At 68.6% G+C, this 22,999-nt stretch carries 18 protein-coding genes, 1 tRNA gene and 1 pseudogene; 7 read left to right on the top strand and 13 right to left on the bottom strand.

What is annotated here, in order from left to right:
- The first annotated feature begins 296 nt into the window (after positions 1–296).
- The gene (locus Q0V34_RS05085) at positions 297–758 is read left to right on the top strand and encodes a BLUF domain-containing protein (protein WP_297508699.1); all 462 of its coding nucleotides are present in this window, start codon (positions 297–299) and stop codon (positions 756–758) included.
- Between the two features lie 79 nt (positions 759–837).
- Here Q0V34_RS05085 and Q0V34_RS05080 read toward each other — a convergent pair whose 3' ends face one another.
- Genes Q0V34_RS05080 through Q0V34_RS05065 form a run of 4 tightly spaced genes read right to left on the bottom strand, consistent with a single transcriptional unit; the run spans position 838 to position 6,627 of the window.
- Positions 838–2,802, bottom strand: a complete 1,965-nt coding sequence (locus Q0V34_RS05080; RefSeq protein WP_297508696.1) for an acetyl/propionyl/methylcrotonyl-CoA carboxylase subunit alpha — start codon at positions 2,800–2,802, stop codon at positions 838–840.
- A 9-nt stretch (positions 2,803–2,811) separates the two neighbouring features.
- Positions 2,812–4,143 carry a DUF3667 domain-containing protein gene (locus tag Q0V34_RS05075; RefSeq protein ID WP_297508693.1) on the bottom strand — a complete coding sequence of 444 codons (1,332 nt, stop codon included), beginning with the start codon at positions 4,141–4,143 and terminating at the stop codon, positions 2,812–2,814.
- Between the two features lie 24 nt (positions 4,144–4,167).
- Positions 4,168–5,013: an enoyl-CoA hydratase-related protein gene (locus tag Q0V34_RS05070; RefSeq protein WP_297508691.1), complete on the bottom strand. Its 846-nt coding sequence runs from the start codon at positions 5,011–5,013 to the stop codon at positions 4,168–4,170.
- A gap of 21 nt (positions 5,014–5,034) precedes the next feature.
- Positions 5,035–6,627: a carboxyl transferase domain-containing protein gene (locus Q0V34_RS05065; RefSeq protein ID WP_297508688.1), complete on the bottom strand. Its 1,593-nt coding sequence runs from the start codon at positions 6,625–6,627 to the stop codon at positions 5,035–5,037.
- 170 nt (positions 6,628–6,797) lie between these two features.
- Between Q0V34_RS05065 and Q0V34_RS05060 the strand changes: the two genes are divergently transcribed.
- Positions 6,798–8,573 carry a patatin-like phospholipase family protein gene (locus Q0V34_RS05060; protein WP_297508685.1) on the top strand — a complete coding sequence of 592 codons (1,776 nt, stop codon included), beginning with the start codon at positions 6,798–6,800 and terminating at the stop codon, positions 8,571–8,573.
- Here Q0V34_RS05060 and Q0V34_RS05055 read toward each other — a convergent pair.
- Positions 8,551–9,324 (bottom strand): methyltransferase domain-containing protein, encoded by a 774-nt coding sequence (locus tag Q0V34_RS05055; protein ID WP_297508682.1) that lies wholly within the window; start codon positions 9,322–9,324, stop codon positions 8,551–8,553. The two genes, Q0V34_RS05060 and Q0V34_RS05055, sit on opposite strands and share 23 nt — an antisense overlap.
- Before the next feature lie 125 nt (positions 9,325–9,449).
- Here Q0V34_RS05055 and Q0V34_RS05050 point away from each other — a divergent pair, with 125 nt between their 5' ends.
- Together Q0V34_RS05050 and Q0V34_RS05045 are read left to right on the top strand one after the other, a co-directional pair.
- A complete protein-coding gene (locus tag Q0V34_RS05050) occupies positions 9,450–9,602 on the top strand; it encodes a hypothetical protein (protein WP_297508679.1) in 153 nt (50 codons plus the stop codon).
- Positions 9,603–9,687: 85 nt separating this feature from the next.
- On the top strand, positions 9,688–9,774 hold the full coding sequence (locus Q0V34_RS05045) for a hypothetical protein (RefSeq protein ID WP_143324168.1): 87 nt from the start codon (positions 9,688–9,690) through the stop codon (positions 9,772–9,774).
- A gap of 148 nt (positions 9,775–9,922) precedes the next feature.
- Here the strand turns inward: Q0V34_RS05045 and Q0V34_RS05040 are convergent, their stop codons facing one another.
- The 5 genes from Q0V34_RS05040 to Q0V34_RS05020 form a co-directional block, all read right to left on the bottom strand.
- Complete coding sequence (locus Q0V34_RS05040; protein WP_297508676.1) at positions 9,923–11,083, bottom strand: isovaleryl-CoA dehydrogenase; 1,161 nt, start codon at positions 11,081–11,083, stop codon at positions 9,923–9,925.
- Between the two features lie 84 nt (positions 11,084–11,167).
- Positions 11,168–12,466 carry a lysozyme-family localization factor SpmX gene (gene spmX / locus Q0V34_RS05035; RefSeq protein WP_297508673.1) on the bottom strand — a complete coding sequence of 433 codons (1,299 nt, stop codon included), beginning with the start codon at positions 12,464–12,466 and terminating at the stop codon, positions 11,168–11,170.
- A 141-nt stretch (positions 12,467–12,607) separates the two neighbouring features.
- Positions 12,608–14,050, bottom strand: a complete 1,443-nt coding sequence (gene mgtE / locus Q0V34_RS05030; protein ID WP_297508670.1) for a magnesium transporter — start codon at positions 14,048–14,050, stop codon at positions 12,608–12,610.
- Between the two features lie 145 nt (positions 14,051–14,195).
- Positions 14,196–14,280: transfer RNA gene (locus Q0V34_RS05025), tRNA-Leu, on the bottom strand.
- An 87-nt stretch (positions 14,281–14,367) separates the two neighbouring features.
- A complete protein-coding gene (locus Q0V34_RS05020; RefSeq protein WP_297508843.1) occupies positions 14,368–14,673 on the bottom strand; it encodes a FliM/FliN family flagellar motor switch protein in 306 nt (101 codons plus the stop codon).
- 17 nt (positions 14,674–14,690) lie between these two features.
- Here Q0V34_RS05020 and lipB point away from each other — a divergent pair, with 17 nt between their 5' ends.
- The gene (gene lipB / locus Q0V34_RS05015; RefSeq protein WP_297508667.1) at positions 14,691–15,416 is read left to right on the top strand and encodes a lipoyl(octanoyl) transferase LipB; all 726 of its coding nucleotides are present in this window, start codon (positions 14,691–14,693) and stop codon (positions 15,414–15,416) included.
- Between the two features lie 27 nt (positions 15,417–15,443).
- Here the strand turns inward: lipB and Q0V34_RS05010 are convergent, their stop codons facing one another.
- The 3 genes from Q0V34_RS05010 to Q0V34_RS05000 are packed head-to-tail and all read right to left on the bottom strand — an operon-like array spanning position 15,444 to position 18,449.
- Positions 15,444–15,848: a DUF805 domain-containing protein gene (locus Q0V34_RS05010; RefSeq protein WP_297508664.1), complete on the bottom strand. Its 405-nt coding sequence runs from the start codon at positions 15,846–15,848 to the stop codon at positions 15,444–15,446.
- Between the two features lie 41 nt (positions 15,849–15,889).
- A complete protein-coding gene (locus tag Q0V34_RS05005) occupies positions 15,890–16,408 on the bottom strand; it encodes a DUF805 domain-containing protein (RefSeq protein ID WP_297508661.1) in 519 nt (172 codons plus the stop codon).
- A 46-nt stretch (positions 16,409–16,454) separates the two neighbouring features.
- Positions 16,455–18,449 (bottom strand): acetyl/propionyl/methylcrotonyl-CoA carboxylase subunit alpha, encoded by a 1,995-nt coding sequence (locus tag Q0V34_RS05000; protein WP_297508658.1) that lies wholly within the window; start codon positions 18,447–18,449, stop codon positions 16,455–16,457.
- Between the two features lie 22 nt (positions 18,450–18,471).
- Between Q0V34_RS05000 and Q0V34_RS04995 the strand changes: the two are divergent.
- Positions 18,472–22,388 (top strand): annotated as a pseudogene (locus tag Q0V34_RS04995) (LamG-like jellyroll fold domain-containing protein).
- Positions 22,385–22,885, top strand: a complete 501-nt coding sequence (locus Q0V34_RS04990; RefSeq protein ID WP_297508655.1) for a heme-binding protein — start codon at positions 22,385–22,387, stop codon at positions 22,883–22,885. Before Q0V34_RS04995 ends, Q0V34_RS04990 begins: the two are co-directional and overlap by 4 nt.
- The last annotated feature ends 114 nt before the right edge of the window (positions 22,886–22,999 follow it).

Below are 22,999 nucleotides of genomic sequence, written 5' to 3'. Positions count from 1 at the left end.
GCGCGCTCCGTGGGGGGAGCAAGCCAGCATGACGGTTCGCCCCTCCGGTGAAACCGATCGACGTTCGCTCAGTGACGCTATGGTCTGTCGACATCGCGTTCATGTGGGGGCGCGAACCGGGCCGCCAGGCCCCTACCGCCGTTTCGGACGCCTTGTGGGGGGCTGTCCGCAGCGGCGGTTCTCGTTTTGGGGTGGAGGCGGACGAACCGCTAAGGCATAGCTGGGGACGCAAGCCGTCACGCGACACCGCGACCCGCCTCATGGCGCGGGTTCCAGGGCGGCAAGGAGCATCGTCTTTGGCGCGCGCCAGCCTAGAACGCCTCTTGTATGTCAGCTCGGTCTCGCCCGACGCCGGGTCGCGGCTGGCCAGCGCGCTCGAGGACATTCTCATCGCCTCGACCCGGCACAACGGGCGACGCGGCGTGAGCGGCCTGCTTCTTTGCGACGGTCAGACATTCGCCCAGTTGCTGGAAGGACCGGACGAGGTCGTCGAGGCCTGTTTCCAGCGTATCCGGCGCGATCCGCGTCACCACGACCTTAAGGTCCGCCGCCGGGAGGCGGTCGCCGAGCGCGTCTTTCCGCGTTGGTCGATGTGCGGCCTGTACCTGTCGAACTTGGACGACGCTCTGCTGACGCCGGGCGATATCGACTTCGACATCGGCGAGGCCTCGGACGGGGCGCTGCTGCAGCATCTGCGGGGCCTCGGCCATCGGTACGGCGACGTGCTCAACGCCCAGCACGCGCGGCTGCTCGCCTAGGGCGGGCCCGTTTAGACCGGAAAAGGGCTCAAGGTTCAGAATTCGAGAGCCCCTTTGAAGGCTTCGACGCCGACGCCCCTCAGCCGCCGGCGGCTTCCAGCCGCGCCAGCACGACGCCTTCGCTGACCTGACCGCCCGCGACCGCCGTCAGCTCGGCCACCACGCCGTCGAACGGCGCGGCCAGGGCGTGCTCCATCTTCATGGCCTCCAGGGTCAGCAGGGTCTGGCCCTTGCCGACGCTCTGGCCCGCCGTGACCGCGACCGAGACGATCTTGCCCGGCATCGGCGACAGGATCGCGCCATCGGAGGCCGCGCCCTCGCCCGCCCCGCCGACCTTGGCGTCGAAGTCGAACTCCTGAACGTCGCCGCCCTCGAAAACGCGGATTGGGCCCTTGCCGTGGGTCGTGGGCAAGCGGGTGACCTCGTCGAAGGCCTCGCCGGTCTCGTGGCGGATGTCCCAGGACCAGTCCTCGGTCCCGCCGCCGATCAAGGCCACCCGCAGCGGCGTGGGCCGGCCGTCGACCGACATCGGCAGCCGCATCTCGGCGCGCGGCCCGTTCATGCGGAAGCCGAGCAGCTTCGACGGCGCGCTCTCCCACGGATCGGGACGCGCCTCGGCTTCCAGGAAGCTGTCCAGCCGCCAGCCGATCGCGGCCATGGCCGGCTCGTCGCTGAAGGTCCGTTCGGTCAGCTCCTCGAGCCGCGCCTCGATGAAGCCGGTGTCGACCGCGCCGTCGACGAAGTCCGGATGGCTGGCGCACTTGGCCAGGAAAGCGGCGTTGGTCTTGACGGGCCAGACCTCGACCAGGGCGCAGGCCTCGGCCAGGCGCTGGGCGGCGTCCTCGCGATCGGCGCCCTGGGCGATCAGCTTGGCGATCATCGGGTCATAGAAGGCGGTGACCTCGCCGCCTTCCTCCACCGCGCTGTCGACCCGCACATCGCCCTCGGGCAGGCGGAAGTGTTTCAGCTTGCCCGTCGACGGCAGGAAGCCCGTGGCCGGGTTCTCGGCATAGAGGCGGGCTTCCATGGCCCAGCCTTCCAGCGTGATCTCGTCTTGCGCCAGCGGCAGGGGCTCGCCCGACGCGACGCGCAGCTGCCACTCGACCAGATCCTGGCCGGTGACCATCTCGGTGACCGGGTGCTCGACCTGCAGACGGGTGTTCATCTCCATGAACCAGATGCGGTCGGCGCGCAGGCCCTCGCTGGCGTCGGCGATGAACTCGACCGTGCTGGCCCCGACATAGTCGACGGCCTTCGCGGCCTTGACGGCGGCGGCGCAGACGGCGGCGCGGGTGGCATCGTCCATGCCCGGCGCGGGGGCCTCCTCGATGACCTTCTGGTGGCGGCGCTGCAGCGAGCAGTCGCGCTCGAACAGGTGAACGACATTGCCGTGGCTGTCGCCGAACACCTGCACCTCGATGTGGCGTGGGCGGGTGACGTACTTTTCCAGCAGCACCCGGTCGTCGCCGAAGCTGGCGGCGGCCTCGCGGCGGCACGCGCCCAGGGCGGCCTCGAAATCCTCCGCGCGCTCGACCTTGCGCATGCCCTTGCCGCCGCCGCCGGCCACGGCCTTGATCAGAACGGGGTAACCGATCTTGCCCGCCTCGGCGGAGAGCCGCTCGACCGACTGGTCCTCACCCAGATAGCCCGGCGTGGTGGGCACGCCCGCCGCGATCATCACCGCCTTGGCGGCGTCCTTCAGGCCCATCGCGCGGATCGCCGAGGGCGGCGGTCCGATCCAGACGAGACCGGCGTCGATCACGCTCTGGGCGAAGTCGGCGTTCTCCGACAGGAAGCCATAGCCCGGATGGATCGCCTCGGCGCCCATCTGCTTGGCCGCCGCCAGGATCTTCTTCGGGTCGAGATAGCTCTCCTTGGCCGGCGCCGGCCCGATCAGGATCGCCGCGTCGGCCTCCATCACGAACGGCGCGTCGGCGTCGGCCTCCGAATAGACGGCGATCGTCCGCACGCCCAACTCGCGGGCGGTGCGGATGATGCGGCGGGCGATCTCGCCGCGATTGGCGATCAGGACGGAGGAAAGCAAGGCGAGGACCTACATCTGGGAAAGGGTGAAAAGCATCAGGCCCGCGACCAGGATGCCGAACGAGGTCACGCTCGCCGTCCAAACGACGAACGTCTTGAGCAGAGCGCCAAGGATGCTCGAGCCGTAGCCGCCTCGGAGGGTCTGGAAGAGGTTGATCGGCCCCCAAAGCAACACGATCGTGAGGGCGGGCGGGACAAGGGCGGCGGGCAAGACGAAGACCAACGCCCAGGTCAGGAACGAGAACGAGAGCAGGTTGGTGGCGACCAGCAGGTGGTCGTAGATGAAGTAGCGGCGCTTGTTCAGGTAGATCACGGCCAGGGACAGACCGATGATCGGCAGCAAGAGCACCGCCAGCCGGTGGGCCCAGCCGAACATCACCAGCAGGAAGTAGTCCGGATTGGCGACCGCCTTGGCCAGCCCGTCCTTGAACCAGTTCTTGGCTTCCGCCTTGCCTTCGGCATGGCCGGCGCGCTCGCTCTTGGCCTCGTCGATCTTACCCGAGACCTTGACCGGCGGCTGATCCTTGTCGGGGATCACGACGTTGAACTGCTGGCCCGCGACATTGGCGTCGGCGATCTTCCGACTGCCCTGCGCCAGCTTTTCGGAGTCGCTGAAATCCAGGCCCCGGATCTGCTCGGCCGCGCTGGCGTTGCGATTATGGAGCTTGGCGAGCGCCTCGGCGCCGGCGTTCGGATTGTTCTCCAGCGCCGCCGCTTCGGCGAGGGTAGCGGCATAGCTGTCCTCGGCTTCCTTGACGGCGTCGGCATAGTCCTTGGCGACCTTGGCCTTGTCGGAGTCGGGGTCCTTGAGATCTTCGTCGCGGGACTCGGCAGCGTCTTTCAGTCTCTCGGCGCGATCGTCCGCGGCCTCCTTGCGCATCGCATCGGCCTTGGCCTTGCGGCCCGCCGGCGTCGCCAGCTGCTCGGCGGCCTTCTCTTCCTTCAGCTCCTGCTGATGGCGCATGCCGTGGATGGCGTGCTCGGCCGCGAAGATGAACAGCAGCAGCGCCACCAGGAAGGTGCGGAACGGCGGCACGTGCCGCACGATCCGACCTTCCATGTAGTCCTTGGCCAGCTTGCCAGGCCTGAAGAACAGCAGCGGCAGGGTCTGGGCCAGACGGCCGTCGAGGTGGAACATCCCCTCGATGGCCTCCCACAGCAGGTGCAGGATCGACCGGTGGTGCGTGTCGGCGTTCTGGCCGCAGTTGTAGCAGTACCAGCCCTCGAGCGCGGTCCCGCAGTTCTTGCAGGGCTCGCCCTTGTGCGTGAACGGTTTCTTCTTCGGCGAGATGAAGCTCGCCGCCGAGTCCGCCACCGCCGTTTCCAGATCCGCCGTCGTCATCGCGCCCCCAAACGATCCTGAACCTTAAGCCTGCTCGGCCCAGGCCGGTTTACGACGGGCGAGAAAGGCGCGCACGCCTTCTTGGCCCTCTTCCGACACACGGCGGCGCGCGATGCGGCGCGCGCTCTCCTCGATCAGGCCCTTGTCGAGTTTCTGACCAGCGAAGTCGTTGACCAAGGCCTTGGCGTCGCCGATCGCGCCGGGGGCGCAGGCGACCATGTCCTCGATCAGCGCATCGCGGGCGGTCTCCAGGCCGGCGACGTCGTCGAACACCTCGTCGACGAGGCCATAGCTCCAGGCGGCGTCGGCGTCGAACACCCGGCCGGTGGCGAACAGCAGCTTGGCCGTGCGCGGGCCCAGGGCCTGGATGACGTAAGGACTGATGGTGGCCGGGGTCAGGCCCAGCTTGACCTCCGAGAACGAAAAGCGGGCGTCGGCCGTGGCCAGGGCATGGTCGCAGGCGGCAACCAGGCCCGCGCCGCCGCCGAAGGCCGGCCCCTCGACCAGAGCCACCGTCAGGGCGGGAATGTCGTGCAGCGCCTTGAGCATGTTGGCCAGGCCCAGGGCGTCCTGGCGATTGTCGTCCTCGTCCCATTCGACGGCGTCGGCCATCCAGGAGAGGTCCGCGCCGGCGCTGAACACGCCGCCGACCCCGCGCAGGAACACCACCCGCACGCCCTCGGCGCCGTGCAGGGTCTCGAACGCCTGGCGCAGGCCGGCGATGGTTTCGGCGTCGAAGGCGTTCTTCTTGGTCGGCCGATTGATCCAGACCGTCACCGCGCCCTCGGGCGTGCTGTCGATATGGACCAGCGGGGTCATCGTCTCGGTGTCGGGAACCTCGACGATAGGGTCGGCGATCGGGTTGGTCATGGGCCGTCTCCTGGCTTGGCGCTACATCCGGAAAACGCCGAAGGTCGTTTCCGGGATCGGCGCGTTGAGGCTGGCCGAGATGGCCAGACCCAGGATGTCTCGGGTTTGAGCCGGATCAATGATCCCGTCGTCCCACAGCCGCGCGGTGGCGTGGTAGGGGTTGCCCTCGTCCTCGTAGCGCTGGCGGATCGGCGCCTTGAAGGCCTCGGCCTCCTCGGGCGTCCACTTGGCGGCGTCGCGGTGGACGGTGGCCAGCACGCTGGCGGCCTGCTCGCCGCCCATCACCGAGATGCGGCTGTTGGGCCAGGTGAACAGGAACCGGGGCGAATAGGCGCGGCCGCACATGCCGTAATTGCCCGCCCCGAAGCTGCCGCCGATCAGCACCGTGAACTTCGGGACCTCGGCCGAGGCGACGGCCGTGACCAGCTTGGCGCCGTCCTTGGCGATGCCGCCGGCCTCGTACTTGCCGCCAACCATGAAGCCCGAGATGTTCTGCAGGAACACCAGCGGGATCTTCCGCTTGCAGGCCAGCTCGATGAAGTGCGCGCCCTTCAGGGCGCTCTCGCTAAACAGCACGCCATTGTTGGCCAGGATCGCCACCGGCTGTCCCCAGATGCGGGCGAAGCCGCAGACCAGGGTCGTGCCGTACAGCGCCTTGAACTCGTCGAACTGGCTGCCGTCGACGATGCGGGCGATGACCTCGCGCACGTCATAGGGGGCCCGCACGTCGGTCGGGACGATGCCGTAGAGCTCTTCGGGATCGTAGAGCGGCGGCTCGGGATCGGCGAGGACCAGCTCGCGCGGCTTGGTGGTGTTCAGATTGGCCACGATCGCGCGGACGATCTCCAGCGCGTGCTCGTCGTTCTCGGCCACGTGATCGACGACGCCCGAGCGGCGGCCGTGGGTCTCGGCCCCGCCCAGTTCCTCGGCCGAGATGATCTCGCCGGTGGCGGCCTTCACCAGCGGGGGGCCGGCCAGGAAGATGGTGCCTTGATTACGGACGATCACCGTCTCGTCGCTCATGGCCGGGACATAGGCGCCGCCGGCGGTGCACGAGCCCATCACGCAGGCGATCTGCGGAATGCCCGCCGCGCTCATCCGCGCCTGGTTGAAGAAGATGCGGCCGAAGTGGTCGCGGTCGGGGAAGACCTCGGCCTGGTGCGGCAGGTTCGCGCCGCCGCTGTCGACCAGATAGACGCACGGCAGGCGGTTCTGGGCGGCGATCTCCTGGGCGCGCAGGTGCTTCTTCACCGTCATCGGGAAATAGGCGCCGCCCTTCACCGTGGCGTCGTTGGCCACGATCATCACCTCGCGGCCCGAGACCCGGCCGACGCCGCAGATCATGCCCGCGCCGGGGGCCTCGCCGTCATAGAGGTCGCAGGCGGCCAGCTGGCCGATCTCCAGGAACGGCGAGCCGGGATCCAGCAGGCGCTCGACGCGCTGCCGGGGCAGCAGCTTGCCCCGCGCGGCGTGGCGCTCGCGGGCGCTCTCGGGACCGCCCAGGGCGGCCTCGGCGACCCTGGCCCGCAGTTCGTCGACCAGCGCGCGGTTGTGCGCGGCGTTGCGGGCGAAGGCGTCGCTGGACGCGTCGATAACGGAGTTCAACTTCGGCATGACCGACGCTTAGCCTCTTCCACCCTATCCCGGAAGTCGTAGTTTTTTGGACCCTGAACAGAAAGGTTCCGGGACAAAACCGTTCTCGACCATTTCGCTTGCGCGAGCAACAGTTGCGCCCGAACGCGCCCTTGTGGTCAAGCCTGCCGCCGTGGGTTAGCGTCCGGGCCGTGGAAACGCCCCTGCCCGACGACTCGGCCCTGGCGCGCCTCTTCGACCGCGCGTGGAGAGGCGGCGCGGCCGCGTGGTTCTCGCTGCCCGGCGGAGCGCCCCTTTTCGCGCCGGGCGAGCCCGCCGACCAGCTGTTTTTCCTCAAGACCGGCCGACTTGGCGCCTTCCGCAAGGAGGAAGGCCAGGAGCCGCAGTTCCTGGGCGTGATCCGGCCGGGCGAGCCGGCGGGCGAGATGGCGCTGATCGCCGGCGCCGCGCACTCGGCCAATATGGTGGCGTTGCGCGACAGCGAGGTGCTGCGCCTGCCGCGCGACGACTTCTTCGCGGCGGCCGAGGACGATCCGGCGGTGATGCTGGAGCTGTCGCGCCTGATGATCCGCCGGACGCGCCAGGCCCAGACCCACGCGGCGATCGGCGATCCGTCGGTGTTCGGCTTCATCGCGGTCGAGCCCGGGGCGGCGATCCGCCCGATCGTCGAGCGCCTAGCCCGCTGCATCGAGGCCCTGGGCTACGCGGTTACCGTCGAGGGGAGCGAGTCGCAGCTCGCGCCGACCGAATGGTTCAGCAATGTCGAGCGCGAGCACGACTTCGTCCTCTATGTCGCCGAGGCCGACGAGAACGCCTGGAAGCACGTCGTCGGCCGCCAGGTCGATCGGCTGTTCCGCGTCGGACGCGGCGATCGCCCGCCGCCGGCCACGATCCCCAGCTACGCCTCGGGGCCGCTGCAGAGCCAGCGGCTGGTCGATCTGATCCTGCTGCAGCCCGCCAGTCGAACGCGTCCGGAGGGCTCGGACGCCTGGATGGACGCGACCCAGGCCGCGCGGCTCTTTCATCTGCGCGAGAACGGCGTGGCCGACATGCAGCGCCTGGCCCGGGTGCTGACCGGCCAGTCGGTGGGTCTGGTCCTCTCGGGCGGCGGCGCGCGGGCCTACGCCCATATCGGCGCGATCCAGGCCCTGCGCGAACGCGGGGTTCCGATCGATTTCGTCGGCGGCGCATCGATGGGGGCGATCGTCGCCGGAGGCCTGGCGATGGGCTGGGACGACGGCGAGATGGAGACCCGCATCCGCAAGGCCTTCGTCGACACCAGCCCGCTCGACGACATCGCCTTCCCGCTGATCGCCATGACCCGCGGCGAAAAGGTCCGCACGCGGCTCGACGAGCATTTCGGCGACGTGGCGATCAGCGACCTGTGGCTGCCCTTCTTCTGCGTCTCGTCGAACCTGACGTCCGGCGCCTATCAGCTGCATCGCACCGGCCCGTTGCAGGCGGCTCTGCGCGCGTCGATCTCGCTGCCGGGGGTGTTGCCGCCGGCGACGGACCAAGGGGCCGTGCTGGTCGACGGCGCGGTGATGAAGAACTTCCCGGCCGACGTCATGCGGTCGTTCCAGCTGGGCCCCATCGTCGGGGTCGACGTCACGCGCGGCCGCAGCATCACGCCCGAGGACGTCGTGCGCCCGCCGTCGCTGTGGAAGTGGATCTTCTCCGGCGAGTGGCGCGAGGGCCCGCCGATCGTCGCCTTGCTGATGCGCGCGGCGACCGTGACCACCGGCCGCGACCTGGCGGCGGCGCGGGAGGCGACCGACGTGCTGATCACCCCGAAGCTGGAAGGGGTCGACATTCGCGACTGGCGCGCCTTCGAGCCCGCGGTGAAGGCCGGTCACCTGGCGGCGAGCGTCGCGCTCGACGGCTTGCATGCGCCGGTCACGGAACTGCGCCGCCGGCCAAGCCTGGCCGATCGAGGCGGCGGACTTACGCCCGCCGCGCGACGATGAACATCCGCTTGAACGGAAACAGGGTCACGCCGTCCTCGCGACGCGGATAGTCCCGCGCCAGGCGGCCTCGCCAAGCGTCGAGGAACACTGGCTTTTCCCCGTCCGGCAAGGCGTCGAGATAGGGCCGCAAGGTCGTGCCCATGGTCCAGTCGACGATGGGATCCTGGCCGTGCAGCGCATGGAGATAGGTGGTCGTCCAGATGTCGATCTCGGGACAAAGGGGCGCCAGCCAGGCGTAGTAGTCGGCGGGGTCGTTGGCCGCGCGGACGCCCTCGACCTCCGCGAGACGGGCGGCCCAGCGCCCCTCGGCGGCGATCTCCAGCAGGCTCGCGCGCCAGCCCAGGCCGTCGACCACCGGCATCTGCACGGCCAGAACGCCGCGCGGGGCCAGATCACGGGCGAGGCGTCGGATCAATGCGGCGTGGTCGTCGACCCAATGCAAAGCGGCGTTGGTGAAGATCAGGTCGACCGGCGCGTCCGGGGCGAAGGCGGCGATGTCGCCCAGCACCCACTCGACCTTGGCCGGCAAGCGCCCGGCGCGCTCGAGCATCTCCGGGCTCGAGTCGAGACCCCTGACCCGCGCGTCCGGATGCCGCGCCGCCAGCAGGGCGGCCTGTTCGCCGAGGCCGCAACCGAGATCCCAGATTTCGCGCGGAGCGAGATCGCTCGGCAGGGCGGTCAGAAGGTCCAGCGCCGGCCGCTCGCGGTAGCGACGATACAGGGCGTAGACGTCCGGATCCCAGCTGGCCATGTCGTTCCTCCACCTCGCCGCGCAACCAACCCTTTTGTGAAGAATTCTTCTCAGCGGCGAAAATTCATCATACGGTGGGCGTCAGATTCCCGACAGAGGGATCGCCCAGGGAAGGTTTACGCGGCATGCCCACGCGCATTGATCTTGTTCCCGGCGGCGACGGCTCGGCGCCTGGACCTTTCCCGCGCCGCGTCAGCCTGAACCGCGCCCTGAGCATCGGCGCCGCGCTCCTTCTTTGGATGGCGATCCTGGTCGGTCTGCGCCTGTTCGTCCCCTAGGCGCCGGTATCGCGGCGTCCTGTCGCGCCCCCGCCCCTTTTCTTTCGAGAAATCAGGTCCATATACTCCCCGTGTTGTTCAACCACTGAAAGGAGGTGATCCAGTGTCTCATTGTCTCCAACCGCGGTCGCAAGTCGTGACCTGGAGCCTGAAGAACGAGGTCTCCGCCTGAGGCGTTGAACGCCAAGGGTTTCTAAGTCACGTGCTGCGAAAGCGGCTACGACGATGGAGGGCCGTCCCGAGCGATCGGGGCGGCCCTTTTTCATGGACGTTTCGGCGTTGCGCGTCGATCGCGGCGGGAACCGCCCTCGCGCCGAGGATCAGGCCCCGATCAGCTCGCGGCCGATCAGGAAACGGCGGATCTCGTTGGTGCCGGCGCCGATGTCGTAGAGCTTGGCGTCGCGCAGCAGGCGCTCGACGGGCCACTCCTTGGTGTAGCCGGCGCCGCCCAGGGCCTGGATGGCCTCCAGCGCCACCTTCACGGCGTTTTCCGACGCCATCAGGATCGCTCCGGCCGCGTCGAAGCGCGTCGTCTTGCCCGCGTCGCAGGCCTTGGCGACCGCGTAGACATAGGCCCGGGCCGAGTTCAGGGCCACGTACATGTCGGCGATCTTGCCCTGCATCAGCTGGAACGAGCCGATCGGCTGGCCGAACTGCTTGCGGTCGCGGACATAGGGCAGGACGATGTCGAGACAGGCCTGCATGATGCCGAGCGGCCCGGCCGACAGCACGGCGCGCTCGTAATCGAGGCCGCTCATCAGCACCCCGACGCCGCCGCCGACCGGACCCATCACATTCTCTTCGGGAATCTCGCAGTCCTCGAACACGAGCTCGGCGGTGTCGCTGCCGCGCATGCCCATCTTGTCCAGCTTCTTGGAGACGCTGAAGCCCTTCATGCCCTTCTCGACGATGAAGGCGGTGATGCCGCGGCTGCCCTCGCCCGTCTTGGCGTAGACCACCAGGGTGTCGGCGTGCGGAGCGTTGGTGATCCAGAACTTCGTGCCGTTCAGGACGTAGCGGTCGCCTTGCGGCTCGGCGCGCAGCTTCATCGAGACGACGTCGGAGCCCGAGCCGGCCTCGCTCATCGCCAGCGAGCCGACATGCTCGCCGCTGATCAGCTTGGGCAGGTAGCGCTGCTTCTGCTCGGGCGTGGCCCAGCGGCGGATCTGGTTGACGCAGAGGTTCGAGTGCGCGCCGTAGCTGAGGCCCACCGAGGCCGAGGCGCGGGAGATCTCCTCCATCGCCACCACGTGCTCGAGATAGCCGAGGCCGAGCCCGCCGAACTCCTCCTCGACCGTGATCCCATGCAGGCCAAGCTCGCCCATCGGGGCCCATAGCCCGCGCGGGAAGGTGTTGGTCTCGTCGATCTGGGCGGCCAGCGGCGCGATCTTGTCGGCGGCGAAGCGGGCGGTGGTTTCGCGGATCGCGTCGGCCGTCTCGCCCAGCGCGAAATCCATCGAGGGTGCGAAATTCGTCGTCATAGCTGCTCCCATAGCACGAACGCCCGCGGATCTTCAGGACCCGCGGGCGTTCTTGCTCACCTTACGCGAGGGAAGCAAAGAAAACTATTCGTCGTCGTTGGTCTCGGGCCCCGCCAGTCGGCGCAGCAGAAGATAGGCCGAGACCACGAAGCAGATCGCACCGACCATGCTGGCGCCATAGCCGAACAGCTTGACGTTGCCGTCCGAGCCCGCCCCGACCGTCAAGATCCAGACCACGCCGCCGGCGAACAGCGCCAGGCCCAGGACGCCCAGGCTGAGCAGCAGGCTGGTGTTGCCGAAGCGCGGCTGCTCGGGCTCGACCAGGGGCACGTCCATGGCGTGCAGCGAGACCTCGTCCTCGCTGGTCGAGAAGCCGTCGAGGTTGAACACCGACGGACCGGCGGGGGCCGCGAACAAGGTCGGCTCGCTGGGCGCGGACGGCGGCGTTGGCGCGAAAGCCTCGACGGGGGCGGGCTTCTCGACCTCTTCGACGGGCTGCGGGGTCAGGCGGAACGGCGTGAACTCCACCGGTCCCGGCGGCGCGGTTTCGGGGGCCTCGTCCCGGAACAGGACGGGCGCGGGCTCGCTGGCCGCGGGTTGGACCGGCGCGGGCTCGGCGGGGACCGGCGGCTCGGGCAGACCAAGGTCGTCCTGTCGGGCGGCGGGCTTCGGCGTCGTGGTCGCCGCGTCCGGCAGAATGGCCTCGAGGCGCGCGCTGACCGCGGCCGCCGATTGCTCCGTCGCCGTCGGACCGTCCTCTTCCGGGACGACGATGGTCAGCGGCAGGCCCTCCTCGCGGGCCGCCACGACGCGATCGCCCTCGGTGCGGGTATTGACCGCGATCGGCGTCTGCTTGGGCACGGCGCAGCTGGCGTCGTAGTCGACCTTGGGACGCAGCACCGGGCTGGGCGCGGGCACCCACTCGCCGTTCGCCGGGGTCAGGAACAGGGTCTTCTCGGCCGCGCGGCGGCGGACCAGCGCGTCGATGACGATCCGCTCGCCCTCGAAATCGGCCTTGCGCCACATTTCCATCGCGCACGCGGCTTGCAGCAGCGAGCCCTCGTTGATCCGGCGCAGCACGCCCGAGCGGAGGAAGTTGTCGAGACCGATATTGAAGGCGAAGCAGACCAGGGCGTCGAACTGGTTCTGGTTCAGCGGCGCGTAGGTGTGCTCGTTGACCGAATGGGCCACCGAGATGAGGTCGTAGAGCAGCAGCGCCTCGGCGTCCTTTTCCGAGACGGTCGCGCCCTCGCGAGCGGTCAGCGTATGGCCGTAGCCGACCGTCCAGCGTCCGTCGGGGAGCTGCGCGGCCTTCTGGCGGTAGCCCTCGAACCGCTTGATGAGCTCGACGGCGGCGCGGGAGACCTGATGACGCGGTTTCATCGCCTAGTTGACCCAGTTTGAGACAGACGCGGATGCGTTCGCCTCCTCCGGCGCAAGGTCGGCGCCAGTTTTCGCGGACCAGGAGATATTCCGCCCGATATGCCTGTTATCCGCCGCGCCGGTGACAGCGGGACGACGAGGCTAACCCATCAGCAGCATGGCGATCAGCAGCACCGCCAGGAAGCCCATGAAGTCGGTCAGGAAGGTCACGAAGATCGAGGACGACACGGCCGGGTCGCGCCCCATCTTCTCCAGGGCCAGCGGGGCGAGGATGCCGCCCAGGGCCGCGATGAAGATGTTGACGATCAGCGCCACGCCCACCGTGATCGCCAGGCGACCGTTGTGGTAGAACAGGAACGTGGCCAGGCCCATGACGACGGCCAGGCTGACCCCGTTCATCAGGCCGACCAGCACCTCGCGGGTGATGATCCGGCGGGCGTTGGCGGCGGTCAGCTCCTTGCTGGCCAAGGCCCGGACCGCGACGGCCAGGGTCTGGGTGCCGGCGTTGCCGCCCAGCGACGAGACGATCGGCATCAGCACCGCCAGGGCCACCAGCTTGGCGATCTGGTCCTGGAAGATGGCGATGGCCGACACCGCGATGGTCTCGGTGACCAGGTTCAGCAACAGCCACGGCAGGCGCGAGCGGACGATGTCGATCACCGCCGCGTCGCGGCCCGCGTCGGACACGCCGGCCAGGGCCAGGATGTCTTCCTGCGCCTCGTCGCGGATGACCTCGACGATGTCGTCCACGGTGATCTGGCCCACCAGGCGTCCGCCGGCTTCGATGACCGGCGCGCTGATCAGGTGGTACTTGTCGAAGATGTAGGCGACCTCTTCCTGATCCATCTCGACCGGGATTTCGGTGACGGCCTCCATCAGCTCGGCCAGCGGCGTCTCGCGGCGGCTGCGCAGCAGGATGCTGATCGGGATCGCCCCGACCGGCTTGAAGGTCGGGTCGACGACGTAGACGTCGAAGAAGAGCTCGGGCAGCTGGTCGCCGGACTCGCGGACGTGGTCGATCGTCTGGCCGACGGTCCAGAATTCCGGCGCGGCCAGGAATTCCCGCTGCATCAGGCGGCCGGCCGTCTCGTCCTCGTAGGACAGGGTCGTCTCGATGGCCGCGCGGTCGGTCTCGCCCATCGCCGCCAGCACCTGGAAGCGCTTGGTGTCGTCCAGGTCGTCGATGACGTCGGCGGCGTCGTCGGTGTCCAGTTCCTCCAGCGCGCGGGCCAGGGTCACCGATGGCGTGGCCTCCAGCACCTCCTCGCGGAGGTTCTCGTCCATCTCCGAGATGATCTCGCCCAGCGCCTCCGGGTCGAGCAGCGGGATGACGTCCTCGCGATAGTCGGCGGTCAGGAAGCCCATCAGGTCGGCGACGTCGGCCGGCTCCAGCGCGGTGACCAGCTCGCGCAGGCGCTTCAGGTCGCCGCTGTCGACCGCGTCGATCACCATCTCGACATATTCGGGATTGAGCGCGTAGTCGTCGCCGAGCGCGAGGTCCTCGAGCTCTTCGGGGGTCTCGGACTTGGCCACCGGGATATCATCCAGCACGTCGTTGGTCAGTTCGGCGGTGTCCCGGGTCATGGGGGCCTCCTGAGCTCAAGAGCTGCTGGGTTCGTGGCGCGTGCGTCCGGTTGAAACGATCTTGGGGCGAATCCAAGGCCAGAAACGATTAGAGCGCCCCAGACGAGTCGAAAACCCCGGGAGCGCTCTAGTCTGTGTTCAACACTGGTGCGGTCGAGAAGACTCGAACTTCCACATCTTGCGATACAGCGACCTCAACGCTGCGCGTCTACCAATTCCGCCACGACCGCATCGTGGTGAGGGGCGGCTGGTAGCAAACTGAATCGGCTTTGGGAAGTCGGAAGTTCGAGCCCGCCGAACTTCCTCGCCGCGGCCGGTCAGGCGCCGCCGGCCATGTAGTCGTAGACGTCGGCCGCGCGGGTGACCTGGATGGCGATGCGGTCGTCGCTGATCTGGATTTCGCCCCGAGCGATCGGGTGGTTGTTGGCCAGGATCCAGACCTCGTCATTGGTCTTGGCGTCGAGCGGGATCACCGCGCCCCGGCCCATGCGCAGCAGCTGTTGCATCGGCAGGATCGAGCGGCCCAAGAGGACCGAGATCTCGACATTGACGGCGTTGACCTGGCTCACGAAGTAAGACCCTTGGACTGACACGCGCGCCCGGCGGGGGCGCGGCGTGACGATCGCAAGATTAGGGCCACATGCTTGCTCTCCCGTTAAACCCCGAAAACGTTGGCGTTCCGACGATGCGACGCGAGGACGGCGCGCCGGTCGGGTGGGCGGTTTCGACCGGCTACGTCGATTACCCGGCAGCCGTTGCCGCCATGGAGGCCCGCGCCGCCGCCATCGCCGAAGGGACGACGGGCGAGCTCGTCTGGCTGCTGGAGCATCCGCCGCTCTATACCGCCGGGGTGTCGGCCAAGGCCTCGGACCTGATCGAGCCCGAGCGCTTTCCGGTGTTCGAGAGCGGGCGCGGCGGCCAGTTCACCTATCACGGCCCCGGCCAGCGGGTGGCCTATGTGATGCTGGACCTGACCAGGCGCGGCCGCGACGTGCGCGCCTTCGTCGCGGCGCTGGAGGCCTGGATCATCGACGCCCTGGCCGCCTTCAACGTCACCGGCGAGCTCCGGGACGGCCGCGTCGGCGTCTGGGTCGAGCGCAAGGGCGCCGGCTGGAGCCGCGAGGACAAGATCGCCGCGATCGGGGTGAAGCTGCGCAGGTGGGTCAGCTTCCACGGGATCAGCCTCAACGTGGAGCCTGACCTCTCGCACTTCTCGGGCATCGTGCCGTGCGGCCAGACAGAGCATGGGGTGACCAGCCTGGTGGACCTCGGCTTGCCGGTGACGATGGACGAGGCCGACGCCGCGCTGCGGGCCAGCTTCGCCAAGGTGTTCGGCCCGGTGGAGGACGCCACGGCGCCGGCGTAAGAACCCTCTCCCGCGGAGAGAGGAACCCTAGATCGCCACCGCCTTCAGCGGATTGGGTCCATACCGGTTCGCGCCCTGCTCGCCCCCCATGACGCCGAGCTCGACCACCGCCCAGATCAGCACCAGGCTGAACAGGAAATCCAGAAAGTGGTCGGGCCGGGGCCAGACGGCGATGACCGCCATCAGGATCAGCAGCGACCACCAGCCGGACCGCCCTCGGTCATGCAGCCGCTTGGACAGGACGCAGGCGCCGGAGAACAGCAGGGCTGGATAGACCAGCCAGCCCGTCAGCCAGTGCAGGGTGTCGCCGGCGATGGCCTCGTAGAGCACCGCCACGCCCAGCAGCACGGCCGAGGCGATCAGGAACGGCGTGCGCGCCAAGCGGCCGTTCGACGACAGGAACAGCTCCGCCCATTCGCTACGATCGTTCATGCCCGCCTCTTTCGAGTCGGCCCGACGCCGACGGCGGTAATCTAGGCGCTGGGCCGTTCGCCCGGAAGAGCATCGTCATGCGGCGCGGGCGCGGGCTTGGCCGCATAGGAATCTCGCGGGCGAGGACCGTAGCGGTTCGATCTCGGATCGCCGGTCAGGAAGGCGTATTCCACGAACTGGTAGAAGCCGGCGGCGGCCCAGACCGCGACGCCAGCGAGCACGAGGTCGAAGCGCTGATGGCGCCGCCCTATCGCGGCGAGCGCCAGTCCGGCGAACGAGCCCATGAAGAATCCAAGGCTGTAGCCGATCGACCGCCCACGATCGTGACCGCGCTTTACCGTCAGGGCCATCTGCGGCCAGAGCAGCAGCAGGGTGGCGAGGGTCCGGGCCTGATAACCGCCGGAAATATCCCCGCTCCAGCCATTGACCGATAGCGCCGCGCCGTAGCGGACGACCTCCATCACGCCGATCATCAGCCAATAGGCGGGCCGCGATACGCGCCCCTGGAAGCTGAACAGAGTCCGGACGAAGGCACGCGGGTAGAGGGCCATGCCGGCCATCTACGGCCAGGGCGCGGCCCAATGCAACCTTAAGCGGAGAGCTATTTCAGGCGAACTCCACCAGCACCTCGTCGGCCGCGACCGGATCGCCGCCCTTGGCGTTGACGGCCTTGACCACCCCGTCGCGCTCGGCGCGGATGATGTTCTGCATCTTCATCGCCTCGAGCACGCAGACCACCTCGCCCTCGCGGACCTGCTGGCCGGCGGTGACGTCCATCGAGACCACCAGGCCCGGCATCGGCGACAGTACCAGCTTGGAGGTGTCGGCGGCCTGCTTCTCGGGCAGCTTGTCGTGCAGCTCGGCCGAGCGCGGCGTCAGGACCAACACCCGGGCCTTGGCGGCGCGGTGGCGGATCGTGAAGCCCTCGGCGGCGGGCGCGGCCTGGACCGTGAAGGCCTTGCCGTCCAGCGCGGCCTTGAACACCGGCTTGCCCGGACGCCAGTCGATGTCGGTCAGGGTCAGCGTACGGCCCTCGTCGAGCAGGGCGATCGTGACCTCGCCCTCTCCCCCGACCCGGACGCGACGGCGGTGGGCGCCGATCGCCACCACCCATTCGTCGCGCGGCGGGCCGAGAAGTTCCGACTCCAGCGAGCGGGCGCGGGCGACATAGACGCCCTGCATGGCCGCGCCGACGGCGGTCAGGATGTCGAGCTGAGCGGGGGTCGGCTCGGTCCCCTGGAAGCCGTCCGGGAACTGGTCCTTGATGTAGCTGGTCGCCAGCTTGCCCGAGCGGAAGCGCTCCTCGTCCATCACGGCCGCCAGGAACGGGATGTTCTGGCCCAGGCCCTCGATGTGGAAGTCCTCCAGCGCCCGGCCCATGCCGTCGATCGCCGCAAGTCGGGTCGGGGCCCAGCTGCAGAGCTTGGAGATCATCGGGTCGTAGTACATCGAGATCTCGTCGCCCTCGCGCACCCCGGCGTCGTTGCGCACGGTGTAGGCGCCGTGATCGCCCTCCTTCGGCGGGTCATAGCGGACCAGGCGGCCGATGCTGGGCAGGAACTTGCGATAGGGATCCTCGGCGTAGATGCGGCTCTCGATGGCCCAGCCGTTGATCTTCAGGTCCTTCTGCTCGAACGCGAGCTTCTCGCCCCAGGCCGAGCGGATCATCTGCTCGACCAGATCCAGGCCCGTGATCAGCTCGGTGACCGGATGCTCGACCTGCAGGCGGGTGTTCATCTCCAGGAAGAAGAAGCTCTTGTCCTGGCCCGCGACGAACTCGACCGTACCGGCGCTGTCGTAGTTCACCGCCTTGGCCAGAGCGACGGCCTGAGCGCCCATGGCCGCGCGCGTGGCTTCGTCCAGCAGGGGCGACGGAGCCTCCTCGATAACCTTCTGATTCCGGCGCTGGATCGAGCATTCGCGCTCGAACAGGTGGACGACGTTGCCATGCTTGTCGCCCAGCACCTGGATCTCGATGTGGCGCGGGCTTTCGATGAACTTCTCGATGAAGATGCGGTCGTCGCCGAAGCTGGCCTTGGCCTCGGCGCGGACGGCCGGGAAGCCCTCCTCGACGTCCTGGCGGCTCCAGGCGACGCGGATGCCCTTGCCGCCGCCGCCCGCCGACGCCTTGATCATCACCGGATAGCCGATCTGCTCTGCGATCTTCACCGCCTCGGCGGTGTCGGCGATCTCGCCGATGTGGCCCGGCACGCAGGAGACGCCGGCGGCCTGGGCGAACTTCTTGCTCTCGATCTTGTCGCCCATGGCCTGGATGGCGCCGGGGTTGGGACCGATGAACACGATCCCCTCGTCGGCGCAGCGCTGGGCGAAGCCGGCGTTCTCGGACAGGAAGCCGAAGCCGGGATGGACGGCCTCCGCGCCCGTTTGCTTGCAGGCGGCAATGATCTTGTCGGCGACGAGATAGGATTGGGCGGCGGGCGACGGGCCGATGTGCACGGTTTCGTCGGCCATCTCGACCGCCAGCGAGCCCGCGTCCGCGTCGGAATAGACGACCACCGTCTTGATCCCCAGCCGGCGGCACGTCTTGATCACGCGAACAGCGATCTCGCCTCGGTTGGCGATCAGGATCTTCGAGAACATCGGCAACTTCCGCCCAAGGATTTTGTGCTTTGCAGCATGGCCTATCAGGCCTCGTCGGGTTTGCAAGCTTGCCCTTAGGGCGCTACACCAGCGATCAGGCATGACACCGGTTTCCAAGAGTGCGGAGATCGTGATGGACGCCACCGGGAGGAGACGATGATGAAGGCGATGTTCCTGGGTTCGGCCTGCGCGCTGATCCTGGCCCAAGCGGCCGCCGCCGCGCCGACCAGCGCCGAGCCGGCGCTGCTGTTCAAGGTCTCCGGCGACAAGGGCCTGACAGCCGATGTCGCGGGCGGGGATCCGGTTCCCAACTTCGCCGACAAGGTCACGCCGATCGCCAATGGCAAGGTCGGCAAGGGCTTCCACGCCGAGGACGACGGGGTCGTCGCTTGGAACGCGCCGGGGAATATCCAGGCCCAGCGCGGCACGCTCTCGTTCTTCTGGCGGTCGGGCTACCCCGTGGGCGTCGCGCCGTTCGTGATCTTCCGCGTCGGCTACGCCGATCACTCCAGCTGGGACATGGCGTTCCTGCGGATCGACTGGAACGGCCACGGCTTCGACGCCTTCGTCACCGACAACGGCCTGGCCCGCACCCGCGTGTCGTTCAAGCTCGACAAGAGCCCCGCCCCGGACGCCTGGACCCACCTGGCCTTCACCTGGGACGAGACGAGCGGCGTCCAGCTCTATGTCGACGGCAAGCTGGCGGCCAAGAAGGAGGCCAAGGCGGTCTATGACGCCGGCCTCGACCAGTTCGGCGTCGCCGGCCGCGTGATCGCGCCGCACCAGGTGCAGAGCCGCTACAACTTCACGCGCGGCGGCGATCTCGACGAGCTGCGCGTCTACGACCGCCCGCTGGACGCGACGGCCATCGCCGCCCTGGCCCGCAACGAGGCCCCGGCCATCGCCGCCCCGGTCGCCACGCTGGACGATCCGGCCATCCATGCCGCCTGGAAGCAGCGCTACGGCTGGAACAAGGACCTGCCGCCGCTTCTGACCGACGACAAGACCACGATCCGCAAGGTCGAGTTCAAGGACGCCAAGGACATCAAGGAGTGGATGTGGAAGGCGACCGACGGGATCGCCGAAACCACCTGGCCCGGCGTCTACAACCGGTCGCGCCTGCCCGGCCGGAACGACTATTTCCAGTTGCCGGACTGGAACGTCTATGTCGACGGCGGCAAGGCCCTGAACCTGACCCTGCCCGACGAGCCGGTGAACCGGATCGAGATCCAGGGCCCCGCCCATGGCGACCTCTCGTGGGCGGCCAAGTCCGGTGACAAGGGCGCGAGCGTGGCGAGCCGCGCCAAGGACCAGGAGCGCACGGTCGCGACGCTCGCCAAGCCGCTGACCGGCGGCGTCCTGACCTTCACCAATGTCGCCCAGGAAACCCCGATCCAGGAGATCTGGGCCTATAACGTGACCGCCGGGGCCGAGCCCAAGGACGCGTTCAAGATGAGCTACACGGTCCGCGCCGACGTGGCGCCGGACTATCTGAACCTCGCCGACCTCAACGGCTATATCGCCGGCCGCTATCCGGCGGGCGAGCGCGCCACCGTGGTGGCCCTGCCCGAAGGCGCGCCCAGCCGCAAGCGGCCCGAAGCCGATCTCACGGCCAAGGGCCTGCCGATCGTCCACGTGCTGATCCCGTCGGGCTTCGGCGACGCGCCGCCGGCCCAGGCCCTGGCCCGCAACTGGGCCTATGGCTGGGAGAACGCGCGCGACGGCCTGGACGGCGTGGCGATCGACCTGCCCGCCCTGCCGGGCGCGGCCGGAACGGTGATCCCGCTCAATATCCAGATCAAGGACCCGATCTGGCCGGGCCGCAACATGATCGACGTCAGCGTCTCGGTGAAGGCTGGCGAGGCCCGCACCGTCTGGCTGGACATGCGCGACCGCATCCTGACGCCCGACAGCCTGTACCTGACCATTGCCGCCGACAGCACCGACTTCGGCCCCAAGGCGCTGGACGGCGCCAAGATCCGCCTCGTCTTGAAGGACCGCGACAAGGCCAAGGTCGAGCATATCGCCGACCGGCTGAACCAGGTGAAGGACAACTGGGGCTTCCTGGTCGAGGAGCACACGACCTCCAAGCGCCAGGGCCTCTACCGCCGCCTTTACGCCGACATCACCGACCTGCTGCGGGTGGATCCCGACAACAAGATCGGCCGCGAATACTGGGGCGACATCACCTATGGCAGCCAAGGCTGGCCGGCGTTCGAGCAGCCCAAGCCGGCGAACGGCGAGCCGCTTTGGGCCTTCCGCCAGCTGGAGGACCTGAAGCTGGTGACGAAGTTCGTCGACTGGTGGGTCGACGAGCGCCAGTCGGACTATGGCGATTTCGGCGGCGGCATCTCGGATGACACCGACCTCGTCCAGCAGTGGCCGGGCCTGATCCTGATGGGCGTGCAGCCCGACAAGCTGACCACCTCGCACGACCGCCTGGCCGACGCCGCCTACAAGAACGGCATGTTCACCGATGGCCTGTCGACCATCGTCACCGACGAACTGCACGCCTACGAAGAGGGCATCAACTCGAACTCCGAGGCGATGTACATCCACTACGGCGAGCCCAAGGCCGTCGAGCGGCTGTTCACGACCGTCAAGGCCCTGCCCCGGATCATCGACAAGAACCCGGCCGGCCACGTCCACTTCAACACCAACTGGTACAACGGCAAGATCTCGTATCGCGAGGGTCCGTGGGAGTGGCAGAAGCCCTACTCCTTCGGCGTCACCCACCCGCCGATCCTGATCGGCGACTACAACAACGATCCGACCTCGCGAGCGCTGGTCGTCGGCCTGGCCGACGGCTACCTGGCCCACGCCAAGAAGGACGGGTCGCTGCCCAACGAGATCAACTGGCGCAGCGACGCCGAGCGCGGCGGCACGGTGCTGCAGGGCTCGGGCGCCGACGGTCCGTTCCAGCTGTTCTGGGAGGCCTGGCGCCTGACGGGCGACGCCAAGTACCTGGCCCCGATCCAGTGGCGGATCGGCAAGAACGGCCTCAAGTCGCTCCAGGCCGTCAATGAGAACGCCCTGACGGCGATGAACCTGGGCGCCGCCAACAAGGACGCCCTGGTCAAGGCCGCGGCCAAGGGCGGCGCGTTCGAGCGCTACGCCGCCTGGTCGCTGACCGGCGACAAGGCCTATCTGGACGATCTCTACGCCGACGAGATCCAGTGGAACGCCCAGCACCTCTATATGCACACGGAGGGGCATTGGTGGTCCGATCGCGTGGAGCTGCCGTCGGACCTGCTGCAACGCACCCGCCTGGGCGGCATCGCCAACAAGCGGGGCCAGATGACCCCGGGCCACATCGTCTCGTGGCGCTTCGACAACGCCGACGGAACCGACGTGGCGCTGCTGGTCAAGGACGCCACCAAGACCAGCTTCAAGGTCATCGCCTACAACACCACCGACAAGCCGGTGACGGCGACCATGACCGGCTGGAACGTCGCCCCCGGCCAGTGGAGCCTGGTCCAGGGCCTGGACGCCAATGGCGACGACAAGATCGACGGCGCGGGCGAGACCCGCTCGGTCGCCTTCGAGCGCAGCCTGGGAACCAGGGTCACCCTGGCCCCGCGCCAGACCACGATCATCGACATGACCCTGACCAAGGCGGGCGATGATCCGGCCAAGCGCGCCGATCTTGGCATTGGCCGGGACGACGTGACGGTGAAGGGCTCGACGATCACCGCCACGGTCCACAGCCTGGGCGCGCGGGACGCGGCGGCGGCCAAGCTCGAACTGGTCGACGCGGGCGGCAAGGTGCTGAGCAGCGGCGCGATCCCGCCGCTGAAGGCGCCGACCGACTTGCTGCCGAAGACCACCTCGGTGAAGCTGTCGATCCCGGCCGGGGTCAAGGCCCAGGGCCTGCGGGTCCGCATCGCCGCCGCCCAGCCGCAGAACACCACCCTGAACGACGAGGTCGTGCTGCCATGACGAAGACCGCCGCCCTGATCGCCGCCGGCCTGCTGCTGGCGGCCAGCCCGGCCCTGGCCCAGACGCCGCCCGCCACCCCGGCGCCGACGCCCAATCCGGCCTATGCCGCGCGGGTCATCAGCCTGGCCGAGGCCAAGACGGTCGTCGCCGCCGCCGAGGCCGAGGCGCGCAAGAACGGCTGGGCGATGGTCATCACCGTCGTGGAGTCCAACGGCGCGGTCGTGCTCACCGAGAAGATGGACGGCGCCCAGTACGGCTCGGGTCAGGTGGCTCTGAAGAAGGCCGAGACCGCCGCCAACTTCCGCCGCCCGACCTCCTATTTCCAGGAGGCGGTCAAGTCCGGCACGCTGAACGCGATCTTCACCGGGGCCATGGCGCTGGAGGGCGGCGAACTGCTGCTGGTCGACGGCAAGATCGTCGGCGCCATCGGCGTCTCCGGCGGCTCGGCCCCGCAGGACGGGGTCGCGGCGCGCGCGGGCGCGGCGGCGCTGAAGTAGATCCCCCACCCGATTTCCCCGGCGAATGCCGGGGCCCAGATGCGAAACCGCCCGTGTTCCGGACAGGATCGCGGGAGGCTTTGCGTTCGCCTCACAGCCTTAGGATCTGGGTCC

The organism is uncultured Caulobacter sp., assembly GCF_947036865.1.
Taxonomy (GTDB): Bacteria; Pseudomonadota; Alphaproteobacteria; order Caulobacterales; family Caulobacteraceae; genus Caulobacter.
This window is presented reverse-complemented; position numbering and strand designations above follow the sequence as displayed.

What these genes read in the sequence shown, in the direction of transcription:
- Q0V34_RS05075 (WP_297508693.1), bottom strand. Translation starts at nt 4,143, where the DNA reads ATGACGACGGCGGATCTGGAAACGGCGGTGGCGGACTCGGCGGCGAGC.
- Q0V34_RS05070 (WP_297508691.1), bottom strand. Translation starts at nt 5,013, where the DNA reads ATGACCAACCCGATCGCCGACCCTATCGTCGAGGTTCCCGACACCGAG.
- Q0V34_RS05065 (WP_297508688.1), bottom strand. Translation starts at nt 6,627, where the DNA reads ATGCCGAAGTTGAACTCCGTTATCGACGCGTCCAGCGACGCCTTCGCC.
- Q0V34_RS05055 (WP_297508682.1), bottom strand. Translation starts at nt 9,324, where the DNA reads ATGGCCAGCTGGGATCCGGACGTCTACGCCCTGTATCGTCGCTACCGC.
- Q0V34_RS05050 (WP_297508679.1), top strand. Translation starts at nt 9,450, where the DNA reads ATGCCCACGCGCATTGATCTTGTTCCCGGCGGCGACGGCTCGGCGCCT.
- Q0V34_RS05040 (WP_297508676.1), bottom strand. Translation starts at nt 11,083, where the DNA reads ATGACGACGAATTTCGCACCCTCGATGGATTTCGCGCTGGGCGAGACG.
- spmX (WP_297508673.1), bottom strand. Translation starts at nt 12,466, where the DNA reads ATGAAACCGCGTCATCAGGTCTCCCGCGCCGCCGTCGAGCTCATCAAG.
- mgtE (WP_297508670.1), bottom strand. Translation starts at nt 14,050, where the DNA reads ATGACCCGGGACACCGCCGAACTGACCAACGACGTGCTGGATGATATC.
- lipB (WP_297508667.1), top strand. Translation starts at nt 14,691, where the DNA reads ATGCTTGCTCTCCCGTTAAACCCCGAAAACGTTGGCGTTCCGACGATG.
- Q0V34_RS05010 (WP_297508664.1), bottom strand. Translation starts at nt 15,848, where the DNA reads ATGAACGATCGTAGCGAATGGGCGGAGCTGTTCCTGTCGTCGAACGGC.
- Q0V34_RS05005 (WP_297508661.1), bottom strand. Translation starts at nt 16,408, where the DNA reads ATGGCCGGCATGGCCCTCTACCCGCGTGCCTTCGTCCGGACTCTGTTC.
- Q0V34_RS05000 (WP_297508658.1), bottom strand. Translation starts at nt 18,449, where the DNA reads ATGTTCTCGAAGATCCTGATCGCCAACCGAGGCGAGATCGCTGTTCGC.
- Q0V34_RS04990 (WP_297508655.1), top strand. Translation starts at nt 22,385, where the DNA reads ATGACGAAGACCGCCGCCCTGATCGCCGCCGGCCTGCTGCTGGCGGCC.